The sequence below is a fragment of the Gordonia sp. NPDC003376 genome (assembly GCF_053589235.1).
The window spans coordinates 57,796-78,988 of record NZ_JBSFRM010000021.1 but is presented as its reverse complement, the minus strand read 5'-3'; the positions used below and the strand labels follow the sequence as shown (position 1 = coordinate 78,988).

The window sequence follows — 21,193 nt, the reverse complement described above, 5'->3', positions numbered from 1 at the left end:
CTGTCTACGAATCCTTCTGTCCACGAATCGTTTTGGCACTCAAGCGCGCCTGGTGCGCAACAGGGTCCGGCGGGATCGGCGCGCCCGGGTGCGCGGCAGACGCCCGGCCTCGAGGTCGGCGATCAGCGCGGTGACGGTCTCGGCCGAGTCGGTCTTGTTGGTCCCGATGAACCCGGACGGTCCCCGCTTGATCCAGCCGGTGACGTACATGCCGGGGACGGCGCCGTCGGCGTCGACGATGCGCCCGGCGTCGTGACGGATCGTCCCGGTGGACTCGTCGAAGGGCAGGCCGGGCACCGGCCTGCCGCGATAGCCGATCGCGCCGAGTACCAGTCCCGCATCGAGACGATCGGTGCTGCCGTCGGAGCGCGTCACCGCGACGCCACCGACCCGGCCGTCGGTCACCTCGAGGTGATCCGGCGTGCGGCCGAAGGCGAATCGGATGTGCGGCGCGGTGGGCACCGGGCGTGCGGAGACCTCGCGCAGCAGCTCGAGTTTGCCGCGGATGGTGGGGTCGGTGGTGATCGTCGGGTCGGGGACCTCGCAGGCGTCGATGGTCACCGGGATACCGCCGTCGACCAGCCCCACCAGTTCCGGCAGGGTGAAGGCGGCATGTTCGGCACCGCGACGCCCGAGTAGCGTCACCCGGCGCACCGTCGACGTGCGCAGAGCGGCCAGCGCCCGCCGTGCGATCGGGGTGTCGGCCAGGTCGTCGGGGTCGCGCACCAGGATGCGGGCGACGTCGAGCGCCACATTGCCGGTGCCGATCACCACGGCCTCCTGCACACGCAGGTCGACGGCGAGGTCGGCGAAGTCGGGGTGGTCGTTGTACCAGCCGACGAACGACGTCGCGCTGGTGACACCGACGGCCTCGGCACCCGGCAGGGTCAGCGCGCGGTCGGTGGGGGCGCCACCGGCCCAGATCACCGCCGAGTGCCGGGCCCGCAGCTCGGCGAGGGTGACGTCCCGGCCGACCTCGGTGCGCAGGCGGATCTCCAGTGCGGGATTGCGCGCGATGTCGTCGAACAGCCGCGTCACCGTGCGGGTGGAACCGTGGTCGGGGGCGACGCCGAAGCGGGCGAGACCGAACGGGCGATCGAGCCGCTCGTACATGGTCACCGAGATCTGCCGGTGCCGCAGCAGCTCGTCGGCGGCGTACATCGCCGACGGACCGGACCCGACGATCCCGATCGACACCGGACCGTCGACGGCCAGCGGCCCGGGATGACCCACCGGCGCCAACGGCAACCGCCGGACCGGGTCGACCGGGAAACGGGCTGCGGTGAGGCCCAACGGATCTGACGCATCCGGTGCGGCCGGGTCGGGGAGTGGCACATACATTCCGGTGTTGATGTCGACGAAGCGTTCCTGACCGGGTGTCAGACGATGCGACGGGGTGATCGCCCCGACCGGGCACGCGCTGACGCAGGCACCGCAATCGACGCACGTGCCGGGGTCGATGTAGAGCATCTCGGCGATGCCGAAGTCGGGCTCGTCCGGCGTCGGATGGATGCAGTTCACCGGGCAGGCGTAGACACACGAGGCATCGCCGCAGCACGCCTGGGTGACGACGTGGGGCATCGGTGGATCAGCTCGCGGCGTAGGTGGGTTCGCTGCGGTAGCGCGACTTGCGACCGGAGACGCCCAGGGTATGCCACAGGGTGCGCGAGACCGGATTCATCAGGCCGCACTGGTCGGCGAGCATCCGCACGTCACCGAAGACGTTGCGCAGCACGCGCCTCGACTCGTCGGACTTCCAGAAGATCTCGCGCATCACCTCGTCGGGGACGTCGAACTGACGACGGAACCGGCGCGGCGGCACCATGATCGCGCCGGCCAGCACGCGCATCGTGATCGGCATCGCCAGCGACAGCATGAACCGCTGCACCGGGCCCTTGGCGGGCACGGTCTCGCGCAGATGGTGGTGGGCGAAGGAGATGTGGCGGGCCTCCTCGGCGACGTGCAGCTGCATCACCGCGGCCATGGCCGGATGCAGGTCCTCGCTGGTCCGCAGGAAGTCCTTCTGCAGATGGTCGATCGGCTCCTCGCCGCCGAGCACACCGAAGAAGAAGACGGTGGGGAAGAGGGTGGAGGCCAGCGGGACCAGTGGCGAGAACCGGCGGTAGTACTTCTTGGCGCCGGGCACGTCCATGCCGACCCGGTTGACCAGCTCCTGGAACATCAGGGTGTGGTTGCACTCCTCACGCGACTCGTGCGTGGTGTACCGGAACTCCTTGGCGCCGTTGGGCAGTGAGAAGCTGTACTGCATCAGTCCGCGGATCAGGATGGACTCGAACTGCAGGCCCACCTTGGCGACGTTGGCCTGCCGCCACATGCCGATCGCGATCTGCTTGTCCTGCGGCTGCGCCTGGTACCACGGATGACGGCCGATCGGATCGACCTCGTACGACAGGATCCAACGCGGGTCGTCGGGGACGACGGCCATCTCGGGGGCATCCCAGTCGATGTCGAGGTAGGGATCGAAGTTGCGGTGGACGGACGCGGCCGACAGGTCGTCGAGGACCTGGAGGTAGTCGTCGTCCGCGTCGGACCTGGCATTCTCGGGCTCGTAGCGAAGCGCTTCGGTCATCTCAGAACTCCCCGGGTGTGACGGCGGCAACGGTGGACGGCGACCGCACGGTGACAATGTTCGTTGTCATAGACGGTAACGCGGGTCACTGTATGCGTCAATATCCGATGTAACGATCGGCGATGACCGGCACCGACGCGGACAGCCGGACGATGTGCGGCACGATGTCTGGCATGGAGCAGATCCTGATCGTGATCGGCGTGATCCTGTTGATCACCGCAGTCGTGGAACTCGGCCCCAGGGTGCACGTACCGCCGGCGCTGGCCCTGGTGGTGATCGGCGCGGTGATCGGCATCCTGCCGGTGGTGCCCGCGGTGCACCTCGATCCCGAGTGGATCCTGGTCGGTGTGCTGCCGCCGCTGCTCTATGCGACCGCGGTCCGGATGCCGGCCATGGAGTTCCGGCGCGACTTCGGTGCGATCTCGGCGCTGTCGGTGCTGCTGGTGCTGATCAGTGCCCTCGTGCTCGGGTTGTTCATCTGGGCGGTGGTCCCCGGCATTACCCTTGCCACCGGTGTGGCCCTGGGCGCCATCGTCAGCCCCACCGACGCCGTCGCCACCGGCATCGCCAAGAAACTCGGGGTGCCGTCCCGGGTCACCGCCGTGCTGGAGGGGGAGAGCCTGCTCAACGACGCCTCGGCCCTGGTACTGCTGCGCGCGGCCGTCGCCGCGATGGCCGCATCCATCTCGTTCGGTGGCGTCGTGCTCAACTTCTTCTACTCGGTGATCGTGGCCGTGGTGATCGGTGCGGTGATCGGCATGCTGAACCTGCGGGTGCGTGCCCGGATCAGCGACCCCGCGGTCAACACGGCCATCTCGTTCACCGTCCCGTACCTCGCCTACCTGCCCACCGAGGAACTCGGCGGTTCCGGTCTGGTCGCCGCGGTCACCGCAGGCCTGATCACCGGCGCCGGGGCCGTCCGCTACCTCACGTCGCGGCACCGGATCTCCGACACCCAGAACTGGAAGATGGTCGAGATGCTCGCCGAGGGCGGCGTCTTCTTCTTGATGGGCCTGGAGCTGTGGGGCCTCGTCGTCGACGTCGGCAACGAGCACGACGGCGTCATACACGCGGTGTGGCTGGGACTGGCGGCGCTCGGTGTCACCCTGGTGGTGCGGGCGGTCTATGTGGTGCCCCTGGTGGGGGTGCTGGAACGCCGGCGGCGACGCGGTGAGGCACTGCGCCCGGTACTCGAGGGTTTCACCGCCACGCCGACCGTCGCGACCGAACCGGACAGCCGGCCGTTGCGGCGTAGGTTCTCCCGATGGCGGTGGCGTTTCCGGTTCGGTAGTCGCCGCGATCCCGACCTCGGTGACATGACCGTGGTGTCGCCCGAGACCGCGGGCCGGATCAATGCCCGGGTGACCCGTGCGCTCGCCGACATCGACTACTACGACGATGCACCGATCGGCCCCAAGGAGGCGACCATCGTGGTGTGGGCGGGCCTGCGCGGTGTGGTCACGGTGGCTGCGGCGCAGACCCTGCCCACCGACACCCCGGCACGGTCGCTGCTCGTGCTCACCGCCTTCGTCGTCGCGGCGGCGTCGCTGCTGCTGCAGGGCGGTACGCTCTCGTGGCTGATCCGCGGCCTGCGGTTGCCCGACACCACCGCCGACACCCGCGCCGAACGTCTGCGCGTGCGCGCCGAGATGGACCGGACCGTGCAGCAGGTGATGGCCAACTCGGACACGGTCCGCCACGTCCCGTGGCTGCGTGACCGCATCGAGCAGGCCAACCGCGAGGCCGACGACGACGAGGACGGCGTCGGCACCGGGGCCACCTTCGGGCTCAGCAACACCGAACGTGCCCAGATGCGTGCGGTGCGCCGCGAGATCATCAAGGCCCAGCGCACGGATCTGTTGCGGATGCGGCGGCAGGGCAAGTACTCGTCGGAGACGTTGTCGAAGGTGCTCAGCCAGCTCGATGCCGAGGAGATCAGTCTCGATCTGCAGGGCGGATAGGGGCCGTCACCGTCGGGACTCGTACGGCAGCAGCGCCATCTCGCGGGCATTGCGGATCGCGGTGGCGACCTGACGTTGCTGTTGTGGGGTGAGGCCGGTGAGGCGGCGCGACCGGATGCGTCCGCGGTCGGAGATGAAGTGCCGCAACGTGGCGACGTCCTTGTAGTCCACCGGCTCCCGGCCGGATGCGGTGATGCCGAGCGCGGTCAGCCGGTTGTGCGCCCGGGCCGACGGTTTGGGGTCGCGGGCGGGTCGCTTCCTACCCGTCGATTTCTTCATGGATGCTCCTGTGTGGGTGTGGGTGTGGGTGTGGGTGTGGGTGTGGGTGTGGGTGGGTCACCAGCTGGACTTGCGGATGCCCGGGAGTTCACCGCGGTGCGCGAGCTCGCGGAACCGCACCCGCGACACCCCGGCCTTGCCGAGGAAGCCGCGGGGGCGGCCGTCGACGGCGTCGCGGTTGCGGATGCGGACCGGACTGGCGTCGCGGGGGAGGGCGCGGAGCCTGCGCTGGGCGTCGGCGCGGGCATCGGCATCCGACGTCGGATCGGCGATGATCCGCTTGTACCGGGCCCGGCGGGCGGCGTACCGCGCGACGGTGACCTTGCGCTGTTCGTTGCGGATGATCTTGGCCTTCTTGGCCATCAGCGGTCCTCCTTGAACTCGACGTGGCGGCGTGCGACGGGGTCGTACTTGCGCAGCACGAGGCGATCGGGGTCGTTGCGGCGGTTCTTGCGGGTGACGTAGGTGTATCCGGTTCCGGCGGTGGAGCGTAGCTTGATGATCGGACGGATCTCGTTGCGCGCCATCAGATCTTCTCCCCGCGTGTCCGGAGTTCGGCCACCACGGCCTCGATCCCGCGACGGTCGATGGTCTTGATTCCCTTGGCGCTCACGGTGAGTGTGATGTACCGGCCCTCGGAGGGGAGCAGGTAGCGGCGGCGCTGGATGTTGGGGTTCCAGCGGCGATTGGTGCGCCGATGTGAATGCGACACCTGTTTGCCGAAGCCGGGTCGGCGCCCGGTCACCTGGCAGTGTGCGGACATGCCCATCTCCTTATTGGTAACGATTGGCGTTAATGCATCCGGCACGCTACCGTGGCGAGCAGCCAAATGGAAATCGTTGTCAAAAGTAGAGGTGAGTGGTGGAGATCGAACCGAGCGTCCCCGACCCGGCGCCGCGCACGCCGGTGATCCTGGTGGCCGGCCTCGACGCCGCGGCGGCCGCCCGTACCGCCGATGCCCTGGTCGTGGCCGGTACGACCCTGGTCCATCACGACCTCGGGGCGGTGGCGTCGGGACGGGTGATGCGGACGGTCAGGTCGGTCGACCTCGAGGGTGTGGAGACCGAGACCATCACCGAGGTCACCCTCGAACACGGTTGCGTCTCGTGCACGCTACGCCTGGATCTGCTACCGCTGCTGCGGCGTCTACACCGTCGGGAGTCGGTGGAAACCATTGTGGTTCATCTTGATTCATTGCTCGAGCCGGAGGCGGTGAGCTGGGCGGTCGAGCAGGTGATGGTCTCGGACATGCCGGGCTTCGTCGACGGGCCGGCCGGTCGTGACGTCGAGGTCTCGGCCACGATCGTGTGTGTGGCCGAGTCGGACTGGCTGACGAGTGCCACCGGCGAGATCACCGTCGGCGAGGCGGGACTCGGCGCCGTCGACGACGAGCGCACCCTCGCCCAGGTGGCCGTCGGTCAGGTCGGCTTTGCCGACGCGCTCGTCGTCCAGGGGACCGATCCGATGATGCGGGACCGGTGGGAGACCGCGAGGCTGATGGCCGTCCTGCGTCGGCTCGCGCCCGGAGCGCCGATGATCATGGAGATCCCGCAGCGGCCGCTGACCGCTCTGATGGCGACGCAACTGATGCGGGCGATCCCCGCCGGCGCGAGGCGCGGCCGGATCGACGGTCCGCACGATCCGCTGCTGCGCGGGCAACCGCCCCTGGAACCCGAATGTGGGGTCGGGATGGTCGAGTTCGACTCCGACCGGCCGTTCCACCCGGAGCGGCTGCACGCCGCCTTCGACGCCCTGCTCGACGGGGTGGTGTGCGCCCGCGGCCGGCTGTGGCTGGCCAACCGGCCCGACGAGGCGCTCTGGCTCGAATCGGCCGGTGAGGCCTTGCAGGTCAGCGCCGGTGGTCCGTGGCTCGCCACGATGGACGACGAGGACGTCACCGCCGTCGATCCCGAACGGAGTGCCCTGGCCGCCCTGCGCTGGCATCCCGAGTTCGGTGACCGGCACAGCGCCGTCGTGGTGCTGTGCCACCGCGCCGACCCGGACGAGATCGCCCGCGCGTTGCGGGCCGCATGTCTCGACGACGCGGAGATGGCCGACGGTCAGGCGCTCTGGATGGCCTACCCCGATCCCTTCGGGCATGCCCACGCCGACCCGTGCGACCGGTCCGACCCGGCCGACCTGCGCCTACCCGTCACCGACACCGACCCGGCCCGACCCGACACCGATGTCGGCGACCCCTACCGAGAGGACCCCCGATGAAACCCGGCATCCACCCGCCCTACCAGCCCGTCGTCTTCCGTGACGCTGCCACCGGCACACAGTTCCTGACCCGGTCGACGCTCACCTCGGCCGACACCGTCGAATGGGCCGACGGCAACACCTACCCGTTGGTGGTGGTCGACGTGACCAGCGATTCGCATCCGTTCTGGACCGGCGCCGCCCGCCTCGTCGACACACAGGGCCGCGTGGAACGGTTCCGGCGACGCTACGGCGACCGCCACTGATCGGCGTCGACCTGCGGTGGTGAATCAAAACCGCTGGTAGACAGGCTCCGACGGCTGCCGACACGGTGTCCTCCGTTCGATCGGTTAGCAGGTTCAACGCGGACCCGCCGGGTTAGAGTTGCTTGCATTCACGCACCCGCTCTCACCCTGGAGGATCATGCGTCCCCACGACTCGCGCCGGTCCTCGGCCCGGCGGGTCCGGCTGTTCATGGCCGAACTCGTGGTCGGCGTCGCCGGGCTGTCGGCGACGATGGCATCGGTGGCCGCCGAACCGGTCCGGCACCCGGTCTCCACCGGCTCGCCGGCCGGTCGCGGGCCCGGGACCCGACCCGCGGCGGCCGACACGCCGCTCGCCGTGGCGGTGGTCGCCGCTGTCGCCGTCTCGGTGGTGGGCCGTCTGGTCTCCGACCGGACTCGTCGGAGGCGGAGATGACCGGCGGCGGGCGGTACCCCGCGCAACCCGGTCCGGTCGAGCCGACCCGGCAGGCGCCCGTTCCCGGGCGACCGCCGGGCCCGGGCCGGCCGAACCCGGCACCGCCGCACCATATCCCGCCCCAACCCGTCCCGCCGCACCATATCCCGCCCCAACCCGTCCCGCCCGGTCCGGCGCAACCGCCGGTTCCGCCGCGGCAGGTGCCGCCGCAGCGGCCCGCGCAACCCCCCGCCGGTCGACCGGCGCAGCCACCGCCGGGTGCCGCGCCGCGTGGCGGCCGCTCCGGGGGAGACCTGACGCCCGAGCTCATCGAGACCGACGTCTGGACCGACGCGATGGTCGAGCAGGCCGGGATCCCGGTGATCGACGTCCCGTTCGTCACCGTCGGCTCCGGCATCGGTTCCTTCGTGACCGTCGACTATCTCCGCGTCTGCGGAGTGCCGCTGGAACAGATCGCGGTGCTCGGTCCCCAGGACGTCCCGTGGCACTCCTACGAGTACCTGACCCGCGTCTCGCAGATCCCGAGAACCGAGCGGCTGCGCTCGGACTCGGCCTCCACCCCGGACAACATCTGGGGGTTCCCGTCGTATGCGGTGCGCGAGGCGTGGGCCGACAAGTCCCTGAAACCGCTGTGGAACGTGGGCACCGAACCGATCTTCAGCAACTACTACACGCCCCGCGCCGGTCACGCCTTCGAGTCGATGGAGGCCGAGTGCAACCGGATCGGATACCTGCAGTGCCTTCGGCTCGGGCAGGTCCGCATGATCCGGCGGCGCGCCGGGGGTGGCTACTACACGATCCTCACCCCGCAGGCCGCGGGCACCGGTGTCGCGCCCGGCACCGCCACACCGAATCATGGCGGGGCGCAAGGCGATCCGCAGCAGTACACCACCAAGCGGGTGGCCTTCCGCAGTCAGTGGGTGCACGTCGCGATCGGCTATCCGGGCATCAAGCTCCTGCCCGACCTGCAGGCATTCCGCGAGAAGTACCGTGACGCGAGCAAGGTGGTCAACGCCTACGAGCCGCACGAGACGGTCTATCAGGCGCTGCAGCGGCGGCCGGGCACGGTGATGATCCGCGGTGCCGGCATCGTCGCCTCCCGGGTGCTGCAGCGGCTGATCGACGATCGCGACGCCCTCGGCCTGCAGACGCAGATCGTGCACCTCTTCCGGACCTACGTCGACAAGCCGCACGGACCGCATATCTTCATGCGCCGAAAAGGCAAGGACGGCTGGGCATATCAGGGATTCAACTATCCCAAGTCGGTGTGGGGCGGGCAGCTCAAGGCGCGGATGCGCAGACTCGAGGGCCACGAGCGTGCCGCCGCCTACAAACAGATGGGCGGCACCAACACCCCGGTCCGCAAGGACTGGCAGGAACAGCTCAGGCGCGGCCGGCGGGAGGGCTGGTACCGGGTGGCCGTCGGCAAGGCCGAGTCCCTGGTGCCGGGCCCCGGCGGTCAGGGTGTGGTGGCCACTGTCCGCGTCGACCCGTACGCGTCGATCACCCAGGAGGCACGCCCGGACGGGACGTTCGAGCTCTACGCCGACTACGTGATCGACTGCACCGGACTCGAGGCCGACGTCCGCGAGCATCGGCTGCTCGCCGACCTGCTCGACCACACCGGCGCCGGGATCAACCCGGTGGGCCGGATGGATGTGGGCCGCGACTTCGAACTGCTCGGCTGCCGCAGCGGCAACGGCAAGATCTACGCGTCCGGAAGTGCCACCCTCGGCGGCTACTTCCCGGGGGTCGACACCTTCCTCGGCCTGCAGATCGCCGGCCTGGAGATCGTCGACGACCTTGCCCGGCAAGGATTCTGCAAGAAGCTGACACCGTGGCGGTCGACGCGACAGTGGTGGCGCTGGGTGCGAGGCAAGGGAGTGGACTGACGTGCTGCCGACTCTGTGGGGGCGTGTGCAGACCAGGATCCTGGTGCTGGCCATCGTCGGCGGCGTCTGGACCCTGATCATCGGTCCGCTGCTGCCCGACGGCGCCGACCTCGCCACCAGCTATCGCGTGGCGTTCACCGTGCTCGCGGTGGTCATCGTGCTCGGGATCGCCTGGGAGTTCCTCTACCACCTCCTCCAGCAGTTCCGGTGGGAGAAGGACTGGCCGACGCTGTTCGGCCTGCTCACCGGCATCCCGGAGGGAATCGCCGCCTGGTGTGTGGTGGCCTACACCCCGCTGCTGCCCGAGGATCTGCGGCCGTCGCCGCTGGTCTTCTCGATCCAGTTCGTCACCACGTGGCTCGTGGTGTGGGTCGTGCTCAACGGTCCACTGCGAGCGATCTTCCCGCACTGGCGATTCCAAGGAGGTCGGTTCTTTTGAGTGCGCCTGTCGGCGGTCCCAGCGTGACACCCACGGCGACGTTGGTGCCCGGTCCCGGGATCGTGATCCGCAAGCCGGCCTTCCTGTGCGTGATCGGTGAACGCTCACGTGCCCTGGTGCCCGAGATCCTCGCCCTCGAGGAGTCGGTGGCCGTCCCCGACCGGATGCCGCGCCGCGGGCGCCACGTCGCGCGGGCGCTGGCCCAGCTGGTCGCGACCGCAGATCTCGATCACACCGCCGACGTGGCGTTCGCCGCGCCGGACAGTGTGGGCATCGCGATCTACCTGAGCGGCACCGTCTTCGGTGAGGTCGACGGGCGCCGTCTGCAGCCCGGGGGCGACGAACCCTTCGACCGCGCCATCCCGTGGCCCTATGAGGGTCTGGGACTGTATCTGTCGGGGATCACGCCCGCCGAACCCGGCGAGGAGACCTACGACCTGGTGGAGGGTTTCGTGCCCGCCGCCGGCGCGCTACTGCACACCCCCCTCGGTCTGCGGGGCACGGAGATCCACGACCTGGGTTCCCGCGCGGCCCCGGTCCGCGACGAGCCGGTGCCCGAACCGCTCGCACGACCCGTCGTCGAGGCGGCCACCCCGGCAGCGCATGATGAGCCGGCGGTGCCCGAAGCGCCGGTGAGACCAGAACCCCCGGCGACACCGGAACCCGTGGCAGTGCCGGAACCCGTGGCAGTGCCGGAACCCGTGGCAGTGCTGGAACCCGTGGCAGTGCCAGAACCGGCGGGCACCGAGCCGCCGAGTACCGAACCGCCGAGTACCGAACCGCCGAGTACCGAACCGATGCCGGTGATGGACGACGAGCCCGAGCCGACACCTGCACCACCGTCGCCGTTCCGGTCCGCATCGCTCGGAGGCGTCGACGTCGAACCCGATCGGCGTGCGCCGCTGGGCAAGGCCCCGCCCCGCCCCGCCCCGGCGCTCCCGGAACCGGGCCACCACGATCCCGCGGGATCGGACCAGCAGACCGAGGCCCTGCGTCCAGAGCCGCGGCATTCGGAGCCCCTGCATGCCGAGCCGCTGCATGCCGGCCCCGTGCGTGCGGCGACCCCCGCCGATCATCGGCACGCCGACCGCGCGTTCGGTGATTTCAAGGTGGACTCCCTGCAGGACGCGTCGTCCGAACAACGCGAACCGCTGCCGGTGGAGGAGAGCAAACGCCCGGCAACCGAGGTGGTCGAGATCGTCGAATCCCGTGCCCACGTGCACGGAATCCGATGCTCCCGCGGGCATCTGAATCATCCGCGCTCGTGGCTGTGCGGGGTGTGCGGTATCCGCATGGACCAGCTCACCGGCATCCTCGTCGAGGGTGAACGTCCGCCGTTGGGCTGGCTGCTGCTCGACAACGGCTCGACCTACCTGCTCGACGAGGACCTCGTCCTCGGCCGGGAACCCGGTAGCTCGGGTGGTCGGCGACGCGGCACCCCCAAACCGATCCGGGTGCCCGACGAGACGGGTCAGCTCTCGCGTCGGCACATCGAGATCCGGCTGGTCGAATGGGACGTCCAGGTGATCGACCTGGGCTCGGCGAACGGCACCTACGTCGCCGATCCCGCCCTCGGTAACCGTGAGGTGCGGTTGAATCCGCGCCAGCCGCACGTGCTCTCACCCGGCTCGCATGTCCGGATCGGTGGCCGCCACTTCATCTTCGAATCGCCGCACGCCCGGACATGAGCGCATTCCCACGGGCGACGGGAGCCCGATGATGGACAAACACACGGTGGCATTCCTGCTGATCGACGTCGCGGTGGTGATCGCCGCTGCCCGCGTCGGCGGATGGATCGCCCAGCGGCTGCGTCAGCCGGCCGTGGTCGGCGAGATCGCGGCCGGGATCTCGTTGGGTCCCAGCCTGCTCGGGCTGCTCCCCGGCGACCCGAGCGGATGGTTGTTCCCGGCGGAGGTCCGGCCCCTGCTCGGTGCGCTGGCGCAGATCGGCCTGGTCCTGTTCATGTTCATCGTCGGACTCGAACTCGACATGCGCCTGATCAAGGGCAGGGAACGGGCCGCGGGCACCATCTCGATCTGCTCGATCATCCTGCCGTTCGCGCTCGGCGCGGGGCTCGCGGTGGTGCTCTATCCGTCGCACAACGTGGTCGGCGGCACCGAGATCGGGTTGTTGGGGATGGCGCTGTTCCTCGGCATCGCCATGTCCATCACGGCCTTTCCGGTCCTCGCCCGCATCCTCACCGACCGCGGTATGCAGCGGACCGTCCCCGGCGTGTTCAGTCTCGCGGCCGCAGCGGTCGACGACATCCTCGCGTGGTCGGGCCTCGCCTTCGTGATCGCGGTGATCCAGGGTGGCAGTCCGCTCGCCGTCGCCCGGATCCTCGGACTCACCCTGGTCTACGCCGCCGTCATGTTCCTGGTGATCCGGCCCCTGCTGCGCAGACTCCTGATGTGGCGCAACGCGGCCGGACGTATGACCCCCGACATCCTCGCGGTGATCCTGATCGGGTTGTTCTGCTCTGCCGCGGCCACCGACCTCATCGGCATCCACCAGATCTTCGGTGCCTTCGTCTTCGGTGCGGTGATGCCGAAGGTGGACGCCGAGGACCTGACCCGTGACATCCTCGAACGCCTCGAGCAGGTCAGCGTGCTGCTGTTGTTGCCGATGTTCTTCGTCGTCACCGGTCTCGGGGTGAACCTCGCCGGCATCGGCCCCGGCGGCTGGTGGCAACTGCTGCTGGTGCTGGCCGTCGCGATCGGCGGCAAGTTCGTCGGCGCCTACACCGGGGCCCGGCTGTCGGCGATACCGGGCCGACAGTCGGCGGCGATCGCGGTCCTGATGAACACCCGCGGACTCACCGAGCTGGTGATCCTCAGCGCGGGCAAGCAACTCGGGGTCCTCTCCGACGAGCTGTTCGCGATGATGGTCGTGATGGCACTGGTCACCACCGTCCTCACCGAACCCCTGCTGCGGCTGGTGTACCCGGACGCGGTGGTGGACATGGACATCGCCGCCGCCGAACGCAAGGCCCTGGCCACCGGCACCGCCTCCCGGACGTTGATCGTCCTCGCCGATCTCGACGCCGACCTCGAGGACCTGCTGTCGCGGCATCGGCGTGCGTTCGCCGCGGGCGCGGACACCGACGTCGTCCTCGCCGGGATCCTGCCGACCGCAGCGCGATCGGAACGTCTCGAGCTGGGGGTACCGCTGGTGCCGGATCTGTCGGCGATGGCGTCGGCCGTCGAGAAGCTGGGGGCGCTCGGCTCACGGCTGACCGGCGCCGCCTCGGTGTCGGTGCTGTGCCGGTTCAGCGCCGACCCCGCCGCCGACGTGCAGGAGATGGCCGACAACTCCAACGCCGACGTCGTCGTGGTGGACAGCGAATGGCGGTCGCTGACCGAATCGGTCACCGCCGCACCGATTGTCGTCGTCGACGAGCAGGCGTCCCCGAGCCGGTCGCCCGGCGCCGCGCCGCTGGTCTGTGTGGCCGCCGACCGCCGCTCCGGGCGTACCGCGGTGATGCTCGCCGGCGCGCTCGCCGTGCACGCCCACAGCGCGCTGACCGTGGTGACCTCGGGGTCGAAGCGTCGGCTCACCGCCGACCTGACGCCGGTTGCCGCACGCGGCGTCGACGTCACGGTCACCGATCGTGACGACGTCCTGGTCCTGCCCGGCACCCTGATCATCGCGCCCGCCGACGCCGGCCAGGCTTCGGTTCCGGTGGCCTTCACCGTGATCGACCAGATGCAGACCAGTGAGGAACCACTCGCCCAACGCATCGATCTGCTCGTCGCGGCGGTGGATCCGAGCGTCGGCGAACGCTCGGCACCCACATCCGATCTGAACGCGAACCCATCCGACCGCATCCCCGGAGAGGCACTGACATGGCCACCGTCGAGGTACCGCAGCACCTGGCCGACTTCACCGTCCTGAGCCGACTCGGCGAGGGCGGTAACGGCACCTTCTACCTGGCCGTCCCGCCCGAGCGGCTGGGCCTGGCCACCGACCGCGTGGTGCTCAAGGTGTTCGGTGGCATGTGCAGCGACGACGCCTACCGCCGGGGTGTCCGGGAGCTCCGCGCCTTCGCCGCGGTGCGCTCGCCTCACCTCGCGTCGCTGTACGACGCGGTGCTGCAGGGGCAGTTCATGTACGCGATGGAGTACTTCCCGCTCGGATCGCTGGCCCGGCCGACGCATCCGCTGACCCGCGACGTCGCGCTCGCGGCGATCGCCGACGCTGCACGGGGCGTGGACGCCCTGCACGAGGCCGGGATCGCGCACGCCAACATCACGCCGTCGAGCGTGCTGCTCACCGAGACCGGCGGCCGTGCCGGAGGCAAGGTGTCGGATCTGGGCCTGGCCCGAGTACTCGCCGCCGACGAGCCGATCACCAGCTTCGCGCAGCCCGGTGCGGTGCAATACATGGACCCGGCTCTGCTGGCGGGGGATGCGCCGTCGCGGGCCACCGACATCTGGTCGCTCGGGGCCGTGCTGCACCGCGCGCTGACCGGTCAGGGCGTCTACGGCGAGGTACCCGACGCACAGCCGCTGCTGGCGATCCGCGCCGCACTCTCGACGCCGCCGGCCTTGTCGGACCAGCTCGATCCCCAGGAACGCACCCTGATCGCCAATTGTCTTGCGCTGTCGGGGGAACGCCCGGCGACAGCCGGGGACGTGGCCGAGCGGATCGACCGCCTCCGGCGCTGATCGGCGGCGTCGTGCCACGCTGCCGGTGCCACCGGTCGTGACCACATCGATCCGCGACGGCGGTCGCCCGGACGTCTCGGCCGGCCGGCCGAGACGGCGCCATCGGGGCGTCGTCCGGCCGGTGATCAACGCCGGCCCGGGTGGACGGTCAGCCGGACACCAGGAACGGCGCGGTGGCGAACAGGAACACCACGAACGACGCGAGCAGGAACCACGACGCGCCCTGCCAGACCTGCCAGCGGCCACCGGCACGCCACTGCCGATAGGTGTGCCACAGCGCCCCGAGGGCGCCGACCCCCACGACCGCCGGGGCGACGATCACCAGCACGGTGCGCAGCCCGTCGCCCGACAGCATCGCCACCACGAGGGTGGCGATCCCGAAGCCGAGGACGATCACGCCATAGCGGACGGCGCGACGCACCTGCTCGTCGGTGCTGTCGGGGCCGCGGTCGTGGGGGTGATGCGGATCAGGGGACATGGCCGGCTCGTGGGACGGAAGATTGTCGGAAAGGTGAACATCACCGAGCGTACACATTGCCGAAATATGCCGTATTTCAGGACTTTCCTCACTTTGCCGGGCCCCGTATGTCGGGGCAGGATGGGGAGCGGAAGCAAGGTTATGAGCGTGTGAGAGCACGAGAGGGAGATGACCGAAATGAGTGCCATTCTCGTCGGCGTTGACGGTTCGGATGCGTCCAATGCGGCCGTCGCGTGGGCCGCGAAGACCGCGCAGTACGAAGGCCACGAACTGAAGCTGGTCGCGGTCTACGATGCCAGCACCAGTGACTACGCCCCGGGTCTGATCATTCCCCAGGACGTCATCGACGCCATTCGTCAGGATGCCACCGACTCGGTGCACGCCGCCGCCAAGCTCGCCCACGAGACTGCCCCCGGGCTCGAGGTGCACTCGTCGATCGTCGACGGTGACGCCGCCCGCGTCCTGCTCGAACTCGGCAAGGACGCCGCGATGATCGTGCTCGGCACCCGCGGGCTCGGCAGCGTCCGAGGCCTGTTCCTCGGTTCGGTCTCCACCACCGTCGCCGCCCACCATCACGGGCGTGTCGTCGTGGTGTGCGGTTCCGAGGGCAGCGACGACGGCCCCGTGGTCGTCGGTGTCGACGACTCGCCGGTCAGCGCCGCCGCGGTCAAGGAGGCCTTCCGGCAGGCGGCCCTGCGTGGCACCCAGCTGGTCGCCGTGCACACCTGGACCCCGCTCGACGCCGATGCCCTCCACGGTTACGGCATCGACCCCGACGAGGTGTCGCGGATGTCGCAGGACGCCGTCGCCGCAGTCGCCGAGCAGCTCGCCGGATACCACTCGGACTACCCGGACGTGCAGGTCATCCGTGAGGTGCTGCCGGAGGAGCCGGGCAAGGCCGTCCTCGATGCCGTCGACAAGTACAAGGCGCAGTTCGTGGTGGTCGGCAGCCGTGGCCGCGGCGGGTTCAAGGGTCTGATGCTCGGCTCCACCAGTCAGAAGATCCTGCACAACGCGAACCTGCCGGTGATGGTCGTTCGGGCCTGACCGGCATACGCTCGCAGGGATGGGCCTGAAGAAACTCGAGCTCTCCGTCGGTGAGCTCGCCCTGCGAGCGGGGATCGCCCCGTCGGCGGTTCGGTACTACGAGGATCAGGGACTGATCTTCGCGCGCCGGACCGCCGGCAACCAGCGCCGCTACCACCGCGCGATGCTGCGGCGCGTCGCCTTCATCAAGGCGTCCCAGGTCGCCGGAATCCCACTCGGCGTGATCGCCGAGGTGCTCGCCGAACTCGGCCACACCGAGTCCCCGTCGAAGGCGATGTGGGAGGCGGCCTCCCGACGCTGGCTCGACGACCTCGACACACGCATCGCACTCCTGGAACGCCTCCGCGACATGATCGGATCCTGCGTGGGCTGCGGCTGTCTGTCTCTCGGGGCATGCCATCTGCTCAACCCCGGCGACGAGCTCAACCGGCTCGGCCCCGGTCCGCGCCGACTCCTCGACGAACAGGATCAGGCCGACCTATAGGGTTGACCGCATGCCAGGAGGGTCCCGTGTCGCGCTCGCCCTGGGCAGCGGAGGCGCCCGGGGATATGCCCACATCGGGGTGATCGCCGAGCTCGAGGCCCGCGGATTCACCCTCGTATCGGTCGCCGGGTCGTCCATGGGCGCCCTCGTCGGCGGCCTCTACTGCGGCGGCGGACTCGACGACTACGTGCGCTGGGCATCCGGACTCACCCAGCTCGACGTGATGCGGCTGCTCGATGTGTCCCTGTCCCGACAGGGTGGGGTGATCGGCGCCGAACGCGTCGTCGCCCGCGTCCGCGACATCCTCGGGGACGCACGGATCGAAGACCTCGCCATCCCGTTCACCGCCGTCGCCACCGACCTCGGCACCGGCCGGTCGGTGTGGTTCCAGAAGGGTTCACTGGTCGACGCCATCCGCGCCTCGATCGCCATTCCCGGCGTCATCGCACCCCACCGCTACGACGGTCGGCTGCTCGCCGACGGCGGCATCCTCGACCCGCTGCCGGTCGCGCCCACGTCGGCGGTCAACAGCGACGTCACCATCGGGGTGGTACTCGACGCCGACGGCGGACCGGGCACCGGGGCGACCCGGGTGCCCGGCGGGCGGGAGAAGGACCGTGATCGGGAGTCCAGGCAGTCGTCGAAGGACGCCGGTGAGACCAGGGAGCACCGGGAGTCCAGAGAGCACCGGGAGCCGAAGGACAAGGGGATCATCCGCCGCAACATGGAACCCCTGCTGTCGGGGGACTTCGTCCGATCCGTCCGCGATCGGATCGGCCTCGACGTCCCGGCCGTCGCACCCGAGACCGCCGACGGGCCCTATCAGGACATGCTCGACGAGCTCGGCCGCGCCGATCCCGCGGCCACGCGCTCGGCCGAACCCGAGGTGCGGATGGCGCGGACGATGGGCCGGATGGAAGTGCTCAGCCGGTCCCTCGACATCATGTCGGTGGCGCTGACCCGCCATCAGATCGCCGGGTATCCGCCGGACATCCTCATCCGGGTGCCCCGAAAAGCGGTGCGCACCCTCGACTTCCACAAGGCCACCGAGATGATCGAACTCGGTCGGACGCTGACCGCCGAGGCCCTCGACCGGCTGCCCGAGCAGTCGTGACCACACCGGCCTGGCGACAGATCCCCCGCGGTATCTGGGTCCTGCTGAGCGCGAACGTGGTGATCGCGCTCGGCTACGGGCTGATCGCACCCGCGTTGCCGAGCTTCGCCCGCAGCTTCGACGTCGGTTACACCGCAGTCTCATTCGTCGTGTCGATGTTCGCGTTGATGCGCCTGCTGTTCGCCCCGCCCGCCGGCAAGTTGGTCGCGAGACTCGGGGAGCGGCGGATCTATCTGACCGGTCTGCTGATCGTCGCGGTGAGCACGTTCGCGTGCGCCTTCGCCCAGGACTATGTGCAGTTGCTGATCTTTCGCGGACTCGGCGGCATCGGGTCCACGATGTTCTCCATCTCGGCGATGGCCCTGCTGATCCGGTTGTCGCCCAGCGAGATCCGCGGTCGGGTGTCGGGGTTCTTCTCCGCCGGGTTCCTGATCGGCAACATCGCCGGGCCACTCGTCGGTGCGGCGCTGGTCGGTTTCGGGTTGCGGATGCCGTTCGTGGTGTACGGCGTCGCACTGCTGATCGCGTCGGTGGTGGTGGCCACCCAACTGCGTGATGCCGGGACGGCGGCGACCTCGACCTCACCCCGGCACGGGGTGACGGCCCTGCGGACGGCGCTGCGCGACAGTGCCTATCGTGCGATCCTGGCCTCCAACTTCACCCAGGGCTGGGCGTCGATCGGGGTGCGGGTGGCGGTGGTGCCGTTGTTCGTCACCGAGGGGCTCGACCAGTCGGCGGCGATGGCCGGTGTGGTGCTCGCGGTCTATGCGGTCGGCAACGTCTCCGCGATCCTGCTCGCCGGCCGGTTCTCCGACCGCTACGGGCGCCGCCGCGTGATGCTGCCCGGACTCGCCACCATGGCCGTGTCCACCGCACTGCTCGGCTTCGCCCCCGGCATCGGGGTGGCACTGGCGCTGTCGGCGCTTTCCGGCGTCGGATCCGGGCTGTTCGCACCGACCCATCAGGCCGCCCTCGCCGACGTGCTCGGTGAGCGCCGGCAAGGCGGTTCGGCGCTCGCGGCCTACGGCATGGCGTCGGATCTCGGGGCGATCAGCGGACCGGTGGTGGTGGGATTCGTCGCCCAGCAGATCGGATTCGGTCCGGCGTTCGTGTTCACCGGGGCCGTGGCCGCGGTGGCGTGCCTGGTGTGGGGATTCGCCCGCGAGACCGCGCCGACCGTCGTCGGGGAACCGGCCAAGTTGAGCCACCCCGAGGCCGACAGCCCCGGCCCTGTATGAACCCCGGCCCTGCATGAACCCCGGCTGCATGAACCCCGGCTGCGCGAACCCCGTCCGCGTCGTCGCGCGACCGCGCACCGTCCAGGCACTACGGTTGTCCCATGGCGAATGAGGGTTCCTCCACAGCGCCCGGCGCACCGGGTGACACCTACCGTCTCGGTAGTGATTCGGAGGTGGGCCGGCTCCGCGCGGTGATGCTGCACCGGCCCGGTGACGAGCTCCGGCGCCTCACCCCGCGAAACAGCGACCAGCTGCTGTTCGACGGCCTGCCGTGGGTCGACCGTGCGCAGGAAGAACACGACGCCTTCGCCGACGAACTCCGTGCCCGCGGGGTGGACGTGTTCCTGCTCGGTGACCTGCTCGTCGAGGCCATCGAGCACAGCGGCGCCGCGCGCATCCAGGGCATCGCGGCAGCGGTGAGTGCGCGTCGGCTCGGCCCGCACCTGGCGAACGAGTTGTCGGCGCACCTGCGGGGATTGCCGGCGCCGGAGCTCGCGCACGTGCTGATGACCGGGATGACCTTCGACGAGCTCCCGATGGCCCCGCACGCCGGCCGTGCCTCGCTGGTGCGGGTGATGCACGTCGGGCCCGAGTTCGCGATCGACCCGCTGCCCAACCTGCTGTTCACCCGCGACAGTTCGTTCTGGATCGGCCCGCGGTTCGCGATCACCTCGCTGGCCATGCCCGCACGGATCCGTGAGACATCGCTGACCGACCTGATCTACGCCCACCACCCCCGGTTCACCGGGGCCCGACGCGCCTACGAGTCGCAGGTCGCGCCGGTCGAGGGCGGCGACGTCCTGTTGCTCGGGCCCGGTGTGGTGGCGGTGGGGGTGGGGGAGCGGACCACCCCGGCAGGTGCAGAGGCCCTGGCGCAGAGCCTGTTCGGTGATGGGCTGGCGCACACGGTACTCGCCGTACCGATCGAGCAGGCGCGGGCGTTCATGCATCTCGACACCGTGTGCACGATGGTCGACGTCGATGCCGTGGTGATGTACCCCAACATCCGCGAGACGATGTCGGCGTTCACACTGACCGAACGCGGCGACGGTCGGATCGACGTCACCGGCGCACGACCGTTCGTGGAGGCGGCCGCCGAGGCGATGCAGATCGAGAAGCTGCGGGTGATCGACACCGGGCTCGATCCGGTGACCGCCGAGCGTGAACAGTGGGACGACGGCAACAACACCCTCGCGATCGCGCCCGGCGTGGTGGTGTCCTACAACCGGAATGTGGAAACCAATCGGCGCCTGCGGGATTCGGGTATCGAGGTGATCGAGATCGAAGGCCGCGAGCTCGGTTCGGGCCGGGGTGGCCCCCGTTGTATGTCGTGCCCGCTGGCCCGGGATTCGCTGTGATCGACCTGGGCGCGTACCTGCGTCTCGACCCGGAATCCGGTCAGCCTCCCTACGAGCAGATCCGACGCGGAGTGCTCGCCCTGATCGACGACGGTGTGCTGCTGGTGGGTTCGCGCATCCCTACCGTCCGTGCCCTGGCCGCCGACCTGGACGTGGCACCGAATACCGTCGCCCGTAGCTATCGGGAGCTGGAGAGCGCCGGGGTGCTCGAGACCCGCGGGCGTAGCGGTTCGTTCATCAAGTCAGGCCCGGACGCGACCCTGGCCTCGGCACAGTACGCCACCGTCGAGCATGTGAACAACCTTCGGCAGCTGGGCATCTCGGACGACAAGATCGTCGAGCTGGTCACCCAGGCCGTGCGGAGTCGCTGATCGACACCCGGCCCGCATGGGTCGGGGGTCGATCAGTGTGTGGTGCTTGGTGGTTGAGCGCGGACCCGTGTCGAAGCCCCTGTGGTGTCGGTGGGGAAGTGGGGTGAACCCCAATGTTGCTGGGCGCGGTGTTGGTTCAATCGGTTTGTGGTGCTTGGTGGTTGAGCCGGGACCGAGCGGAGCGAGGACCCGTGTCGAAATCTGGTGAGGTGGGGGTGGTCCGTAGCCGCGTCTGGGGTGGTTGCCATCCGGCGTGGGCTGGAGGGGGTTTCGATTCGACGTGTTGCTGGGCGCGGTGTTGGTTCAATCGGTTTGTGGTGCTTGGTGGTTGAGCCGGGACCGAGCGGAGCGAGGACCCGTGTCGAAACCTGGTGAGG

22 protein-coding genes are annotated in these 21,193 nt (G+C 69.7%); 15 read left to right on the top strand and 7 right to left on the bottom strand.

Going from position 1 to position 21,193, the window contains the following annotated elements:
• Positions 1-39: 39 nt before the first annotated feature.
• Positions 40-1,581 carry a 4Fe-4S binding protein gene (locus ACWDUA_RS19220; protein ID WP_449752602.1) on the bottom strand — a complete coding sequence of 514 codons (1,542 nt, stop codon included), beginning with the start codon at positions 1,579-1,581 and terminating at the stop codon, positions 40-42.
• Between the two features lie 7 nt (positions 1,582-1,588).
• Complete coding sequence (locus ACWDUA_RS19215) at positions 1,589-2,590, bottom strand: AurF N-oxygenase family protein (protein ID WP_449752601.1); 1,002 nt, start codon at positions 2,588-2,590, stop codon at positions 1,589-1,591.
• Positions 2,591-2,763: 173 nt separating this feature from the next.
• Between ACWDUA_RS19215 and ACWDUA_RS19210 the strand changes: the two genes are divergently transcribed.
• Complete coding sequence (locus ACWDUA_RS19210; RefSeq protein WP_449752600.1) at positions 2,764-4,551, top strand: cation:proton antiporter; 1,788 nt, start codon at positions 2,764-2,766, stop codon at positions 4,549-4,551.
• A 6-nt stretch (positions 4,552-4,557) separates the two neighbouring features.
• Here the strand turns inward: ACWDUA_RS19210 and rpsR are convergent, their stop codons facing one another.
• From rpsR to rpmB, 4 genes are read right to left on the bottom strand one after another with little or no spacing between them, the layout of a single operon-like run.
• Positions 4,558-4,830 (bottom strand): 30S ribosomal protein S18, encoded by a 273-nt coding sequence (rpsR, locus tag ACWDUA_RS19205; protein ID WP_449752599.1) that lies wholly within the window; start codon positions 4,828-4,830, stop codon positions 4,558-4,560.
• A 57-nt stretch (positions 4,831-4,887) separates the two neighbouring features.
• Positions 4,888-5,193 (bottom strand): 30S ribosomal protein S14, encoded by a 306-nt coding sequence (gene rpsN, locus ACWDUA_RS19200; RefSeq protein ID WP_449752598.1) that lies wholly within the window; start codon positions 5,191-5,193, stop codon positions 4,888-4,890.
• A complete protein-coding gene (gene rpmG / locus ACWDUA_RS19195) occupies positions 5,193-5,357 on the bottom strand; it encodes a 50S ribosomal protein L33 (protein WP_449752597.1) in 165 nt (54 codons plus the stop codon). Before rpmG ends, rpsN begins: the two co-directional genes overlap by 1 nt.
• The gene (gene rpmB / locus ACWDUA_RS19190) at positions 5,357-5,593 is read right to left on the bottom strand and encodes a 50S ribosomal protein L28 (RefSeq protein ID WP_449752596.1); all 237 of its coding nucleotides are present in this window, start codon (positions 5,591-5,593) and stop codon (positions 5,357-5,359) included. The genes rpmG and rpmB overlap by 1 nt, the downstream gene beginning before the upstream one ends.
• Positions 5,594-5,688: 95 nt before the next feature.
• Between rpmB and mrf the strand changes: the two genes are divergently transcribed.
• From mrf to ACWDUA_RS19150, 8 genes are all read left to right on the top strand, one after another.
• Positions 5,689-7,050 (top strand): ribosome hibernation factor-recruiting GTPase MRF, encoded by a 1,362-nt coding sequence (gene mrf, locus ACWDUA_RS19185; protein ID WP_449752595.1) that lies wholly within the window; start codon positions 5,689-5,691, stop codon positions 7,048-7,050.
• A complete protein-coding gene (locus ACWDUA_RS19180) occupies positions 7,047-7,295 on the top strand; it encodes a type B 50S ribosomal protein L31 (RefSeq protein ID WP_449752594.1) in 249 nt (82 codons plus the stop codon). The genes mrf and ACWDUA_RS19180 overlap by 4 nt, the downstream gene beginning before the upstream one ends.
• 157 nt (positions 7,296-7,452) lie before the next feature.
• Positions 7,453-7,728 (top strand): hypothetical protein, encoded by a 276-nt coding sequence (locus tag ACWDUA_RS19175; RefSeq protein WP_449752593.1) that lies wholly within the window; start codon positions 7,453-7,455, stop codon positions 7,726-7,728.
• 200 nt (positions 7,729-7,928) lie between these two features.
• Positions 7,929-9,620 (top strand): hypothetical protein, encoded by a 1,692-nt coding sequence (locus ACWDUA_RS19170; RefSeq protein WP_449752592.1) that lies wholly within the window; start codon positions 7,929-7,931, stop codon positions 9,618-9,620.
• 1 nt (position 9,621) lies between these two features.
• The gene (locus ACWDUA_RS19165; protein ID WP_449752591.1) at positions 9,622-10,059 is read left to right on the top strand and encodes a hypothetical protein; all 438 of its coding nucleotides are present in this window, start codon (positions 9,622-9,624) and stop codon (positions 10,057-10,059) included.
• Complete coding sequence (locus ACWDUA_RS19160) at positions 10,056-11,747, top strand: FHA domain-containing protein (RefSeq protein ID WP_449752590.1); 1,692 nt, start codon at positions 10,056-10,058, stop codon at positions 11,745-11,747. The genes ACWDUA_RS19165 and ACWDUA_RS19160 overlap by 4 nt, the downstream gene beginning before the upstream one ends.
• 31 nt (positions 11,748-11,778) lie before the next feature.
• The gene (locus ACWDUA_RS19155; protein ID WP_449752589.1) at positions 11,779-13,953 is read left to right on the top strand and encodes a cation:proton antiporter; all 2,175 of its coding nucleotides are present in this window, start codon (positions 11,779-11,781) and stop codon (positions 13,951-13,953) included.
• Positions 13,905-14,726 carry a protein kinase domain-containing protein gene (locus tag ACWDUA_RS19150; protein WP_449752588.1) on the top strand — a complete coding sequence of 274 codons (822 nt, stop codon included), beginning with the start codon at positions 13,905-13,907 and terminating at the stop codon, positions 14,724-14,726. The genes ACWDUA_RS19155 and ACWDUA_RS19150 overlap by 49 nt, the downstream gene beginning before the upstream one ends.
• A 148-nt stretch (positions 14,727-14,874) precedes the next feature.
• On the opposite strand, the gene ACWDUA_RS19145 is transcribed toward ACWDUA_RS19150, so the two are convergent.
• A complete protein-coding gene (locus ACWDUA_RS19145) occupies positions 14,875-15,204 on the bottom strand; it encodes a hypothetical protein (RefSeq protein ID WP_449752587.1) in 330 nt (109 codons plus the stop codon).
• Between the two features lie 177 nt (positions 15,205-15,381).
• On the opposite strand from ACWDUA_RS19145, the gene ACWDUA_RS19140 reads away from it, so the two are divergent.
• The 6 genes from ACWDUA_RS19140 to ACWDUA_RS19115 all read left to right on the top strand — a co-directional run bounded on the left by ACWDUA_RS19140 (position 15,382) and on the right by ACWDUA_RS19115 (position 20,816).
• The gene (locus ACWDUA_RS19140) at positions 15,382-16,251 is read left to right on the top strand and encodes a universal stress protein (RefSeq protein WP_449752586.1); all 870 of its coding nucleotides are present in this window, start codon (positions 15,382-15,384) and stop codon (positions 16,249-16,251) included.
• A 19-nt stretch (positions 16,252-16,270) separates the two neighbouring features.
• Positions 16,271-16,735, top strand: coding sequence for a redox-sensitive transcriptional activator SoxR (gene soxR / locus ACWDUA_RS19135; protein WP_449752585.1), 465 nt, complete (start codon positions 16,271-16,273; stop codon positions 16,733-16,735).
• A 10-nt stretch (positions 16,736-16,745) separates the two neighbouring features.
• Complete coding sequence (locus ACWDUA_RS19130) at positions 16,746-17,849, top strand: patatin-like phospholipase family protein (RefSeq protein WP_449752584.1); 1,104 nt, start codon at positions 16,746-16,748, stop codon at positions 17,847-17,849.
• On the top strand, positions 17,846-19,087 hold the full coding sequence (locus ACWDUA_RS19125) for an MFS transporter (protein ID WP_449752583.1): 1,242 nt from the start codon (positions 17,846-17,848) through the stop codon (positions 19,085-19,087). Before ACWDUA_RS19130 ends, ACWDUA_RS19125 begins: the two co-directional genes overlap by 4 nt.
• A 101-nt stretch (positions 19,088-19,188) precedes the next feature.
• A complete protein-coding gene (locus ACWDUA_RS19120) occupies positions 19,189-20,445 on the top strand; it encodes an arginine deiminase (RefSeq protein ID WP_449752582.1) in 1,257 nt (418 codons plus the stop codon).
• Positions 20,445-20,816, top strand: coding sequence for a GntR family transcriptional regulator (locus ACWDUA_RS19115; RefSeq protein WP_449752624.1), 372 nt, complete (start codon positions 20,445-20,447; stop codon positions 20,814-20,816). The genes ACWDUA_RS19120 and ACWDUA_RS19115 overlap by 1 nt, the downstream gene beginning before the upstream one ends.
• The last annotated feature ends 377 nt before the right edge of the window (positions 20,817-21,193 follow it).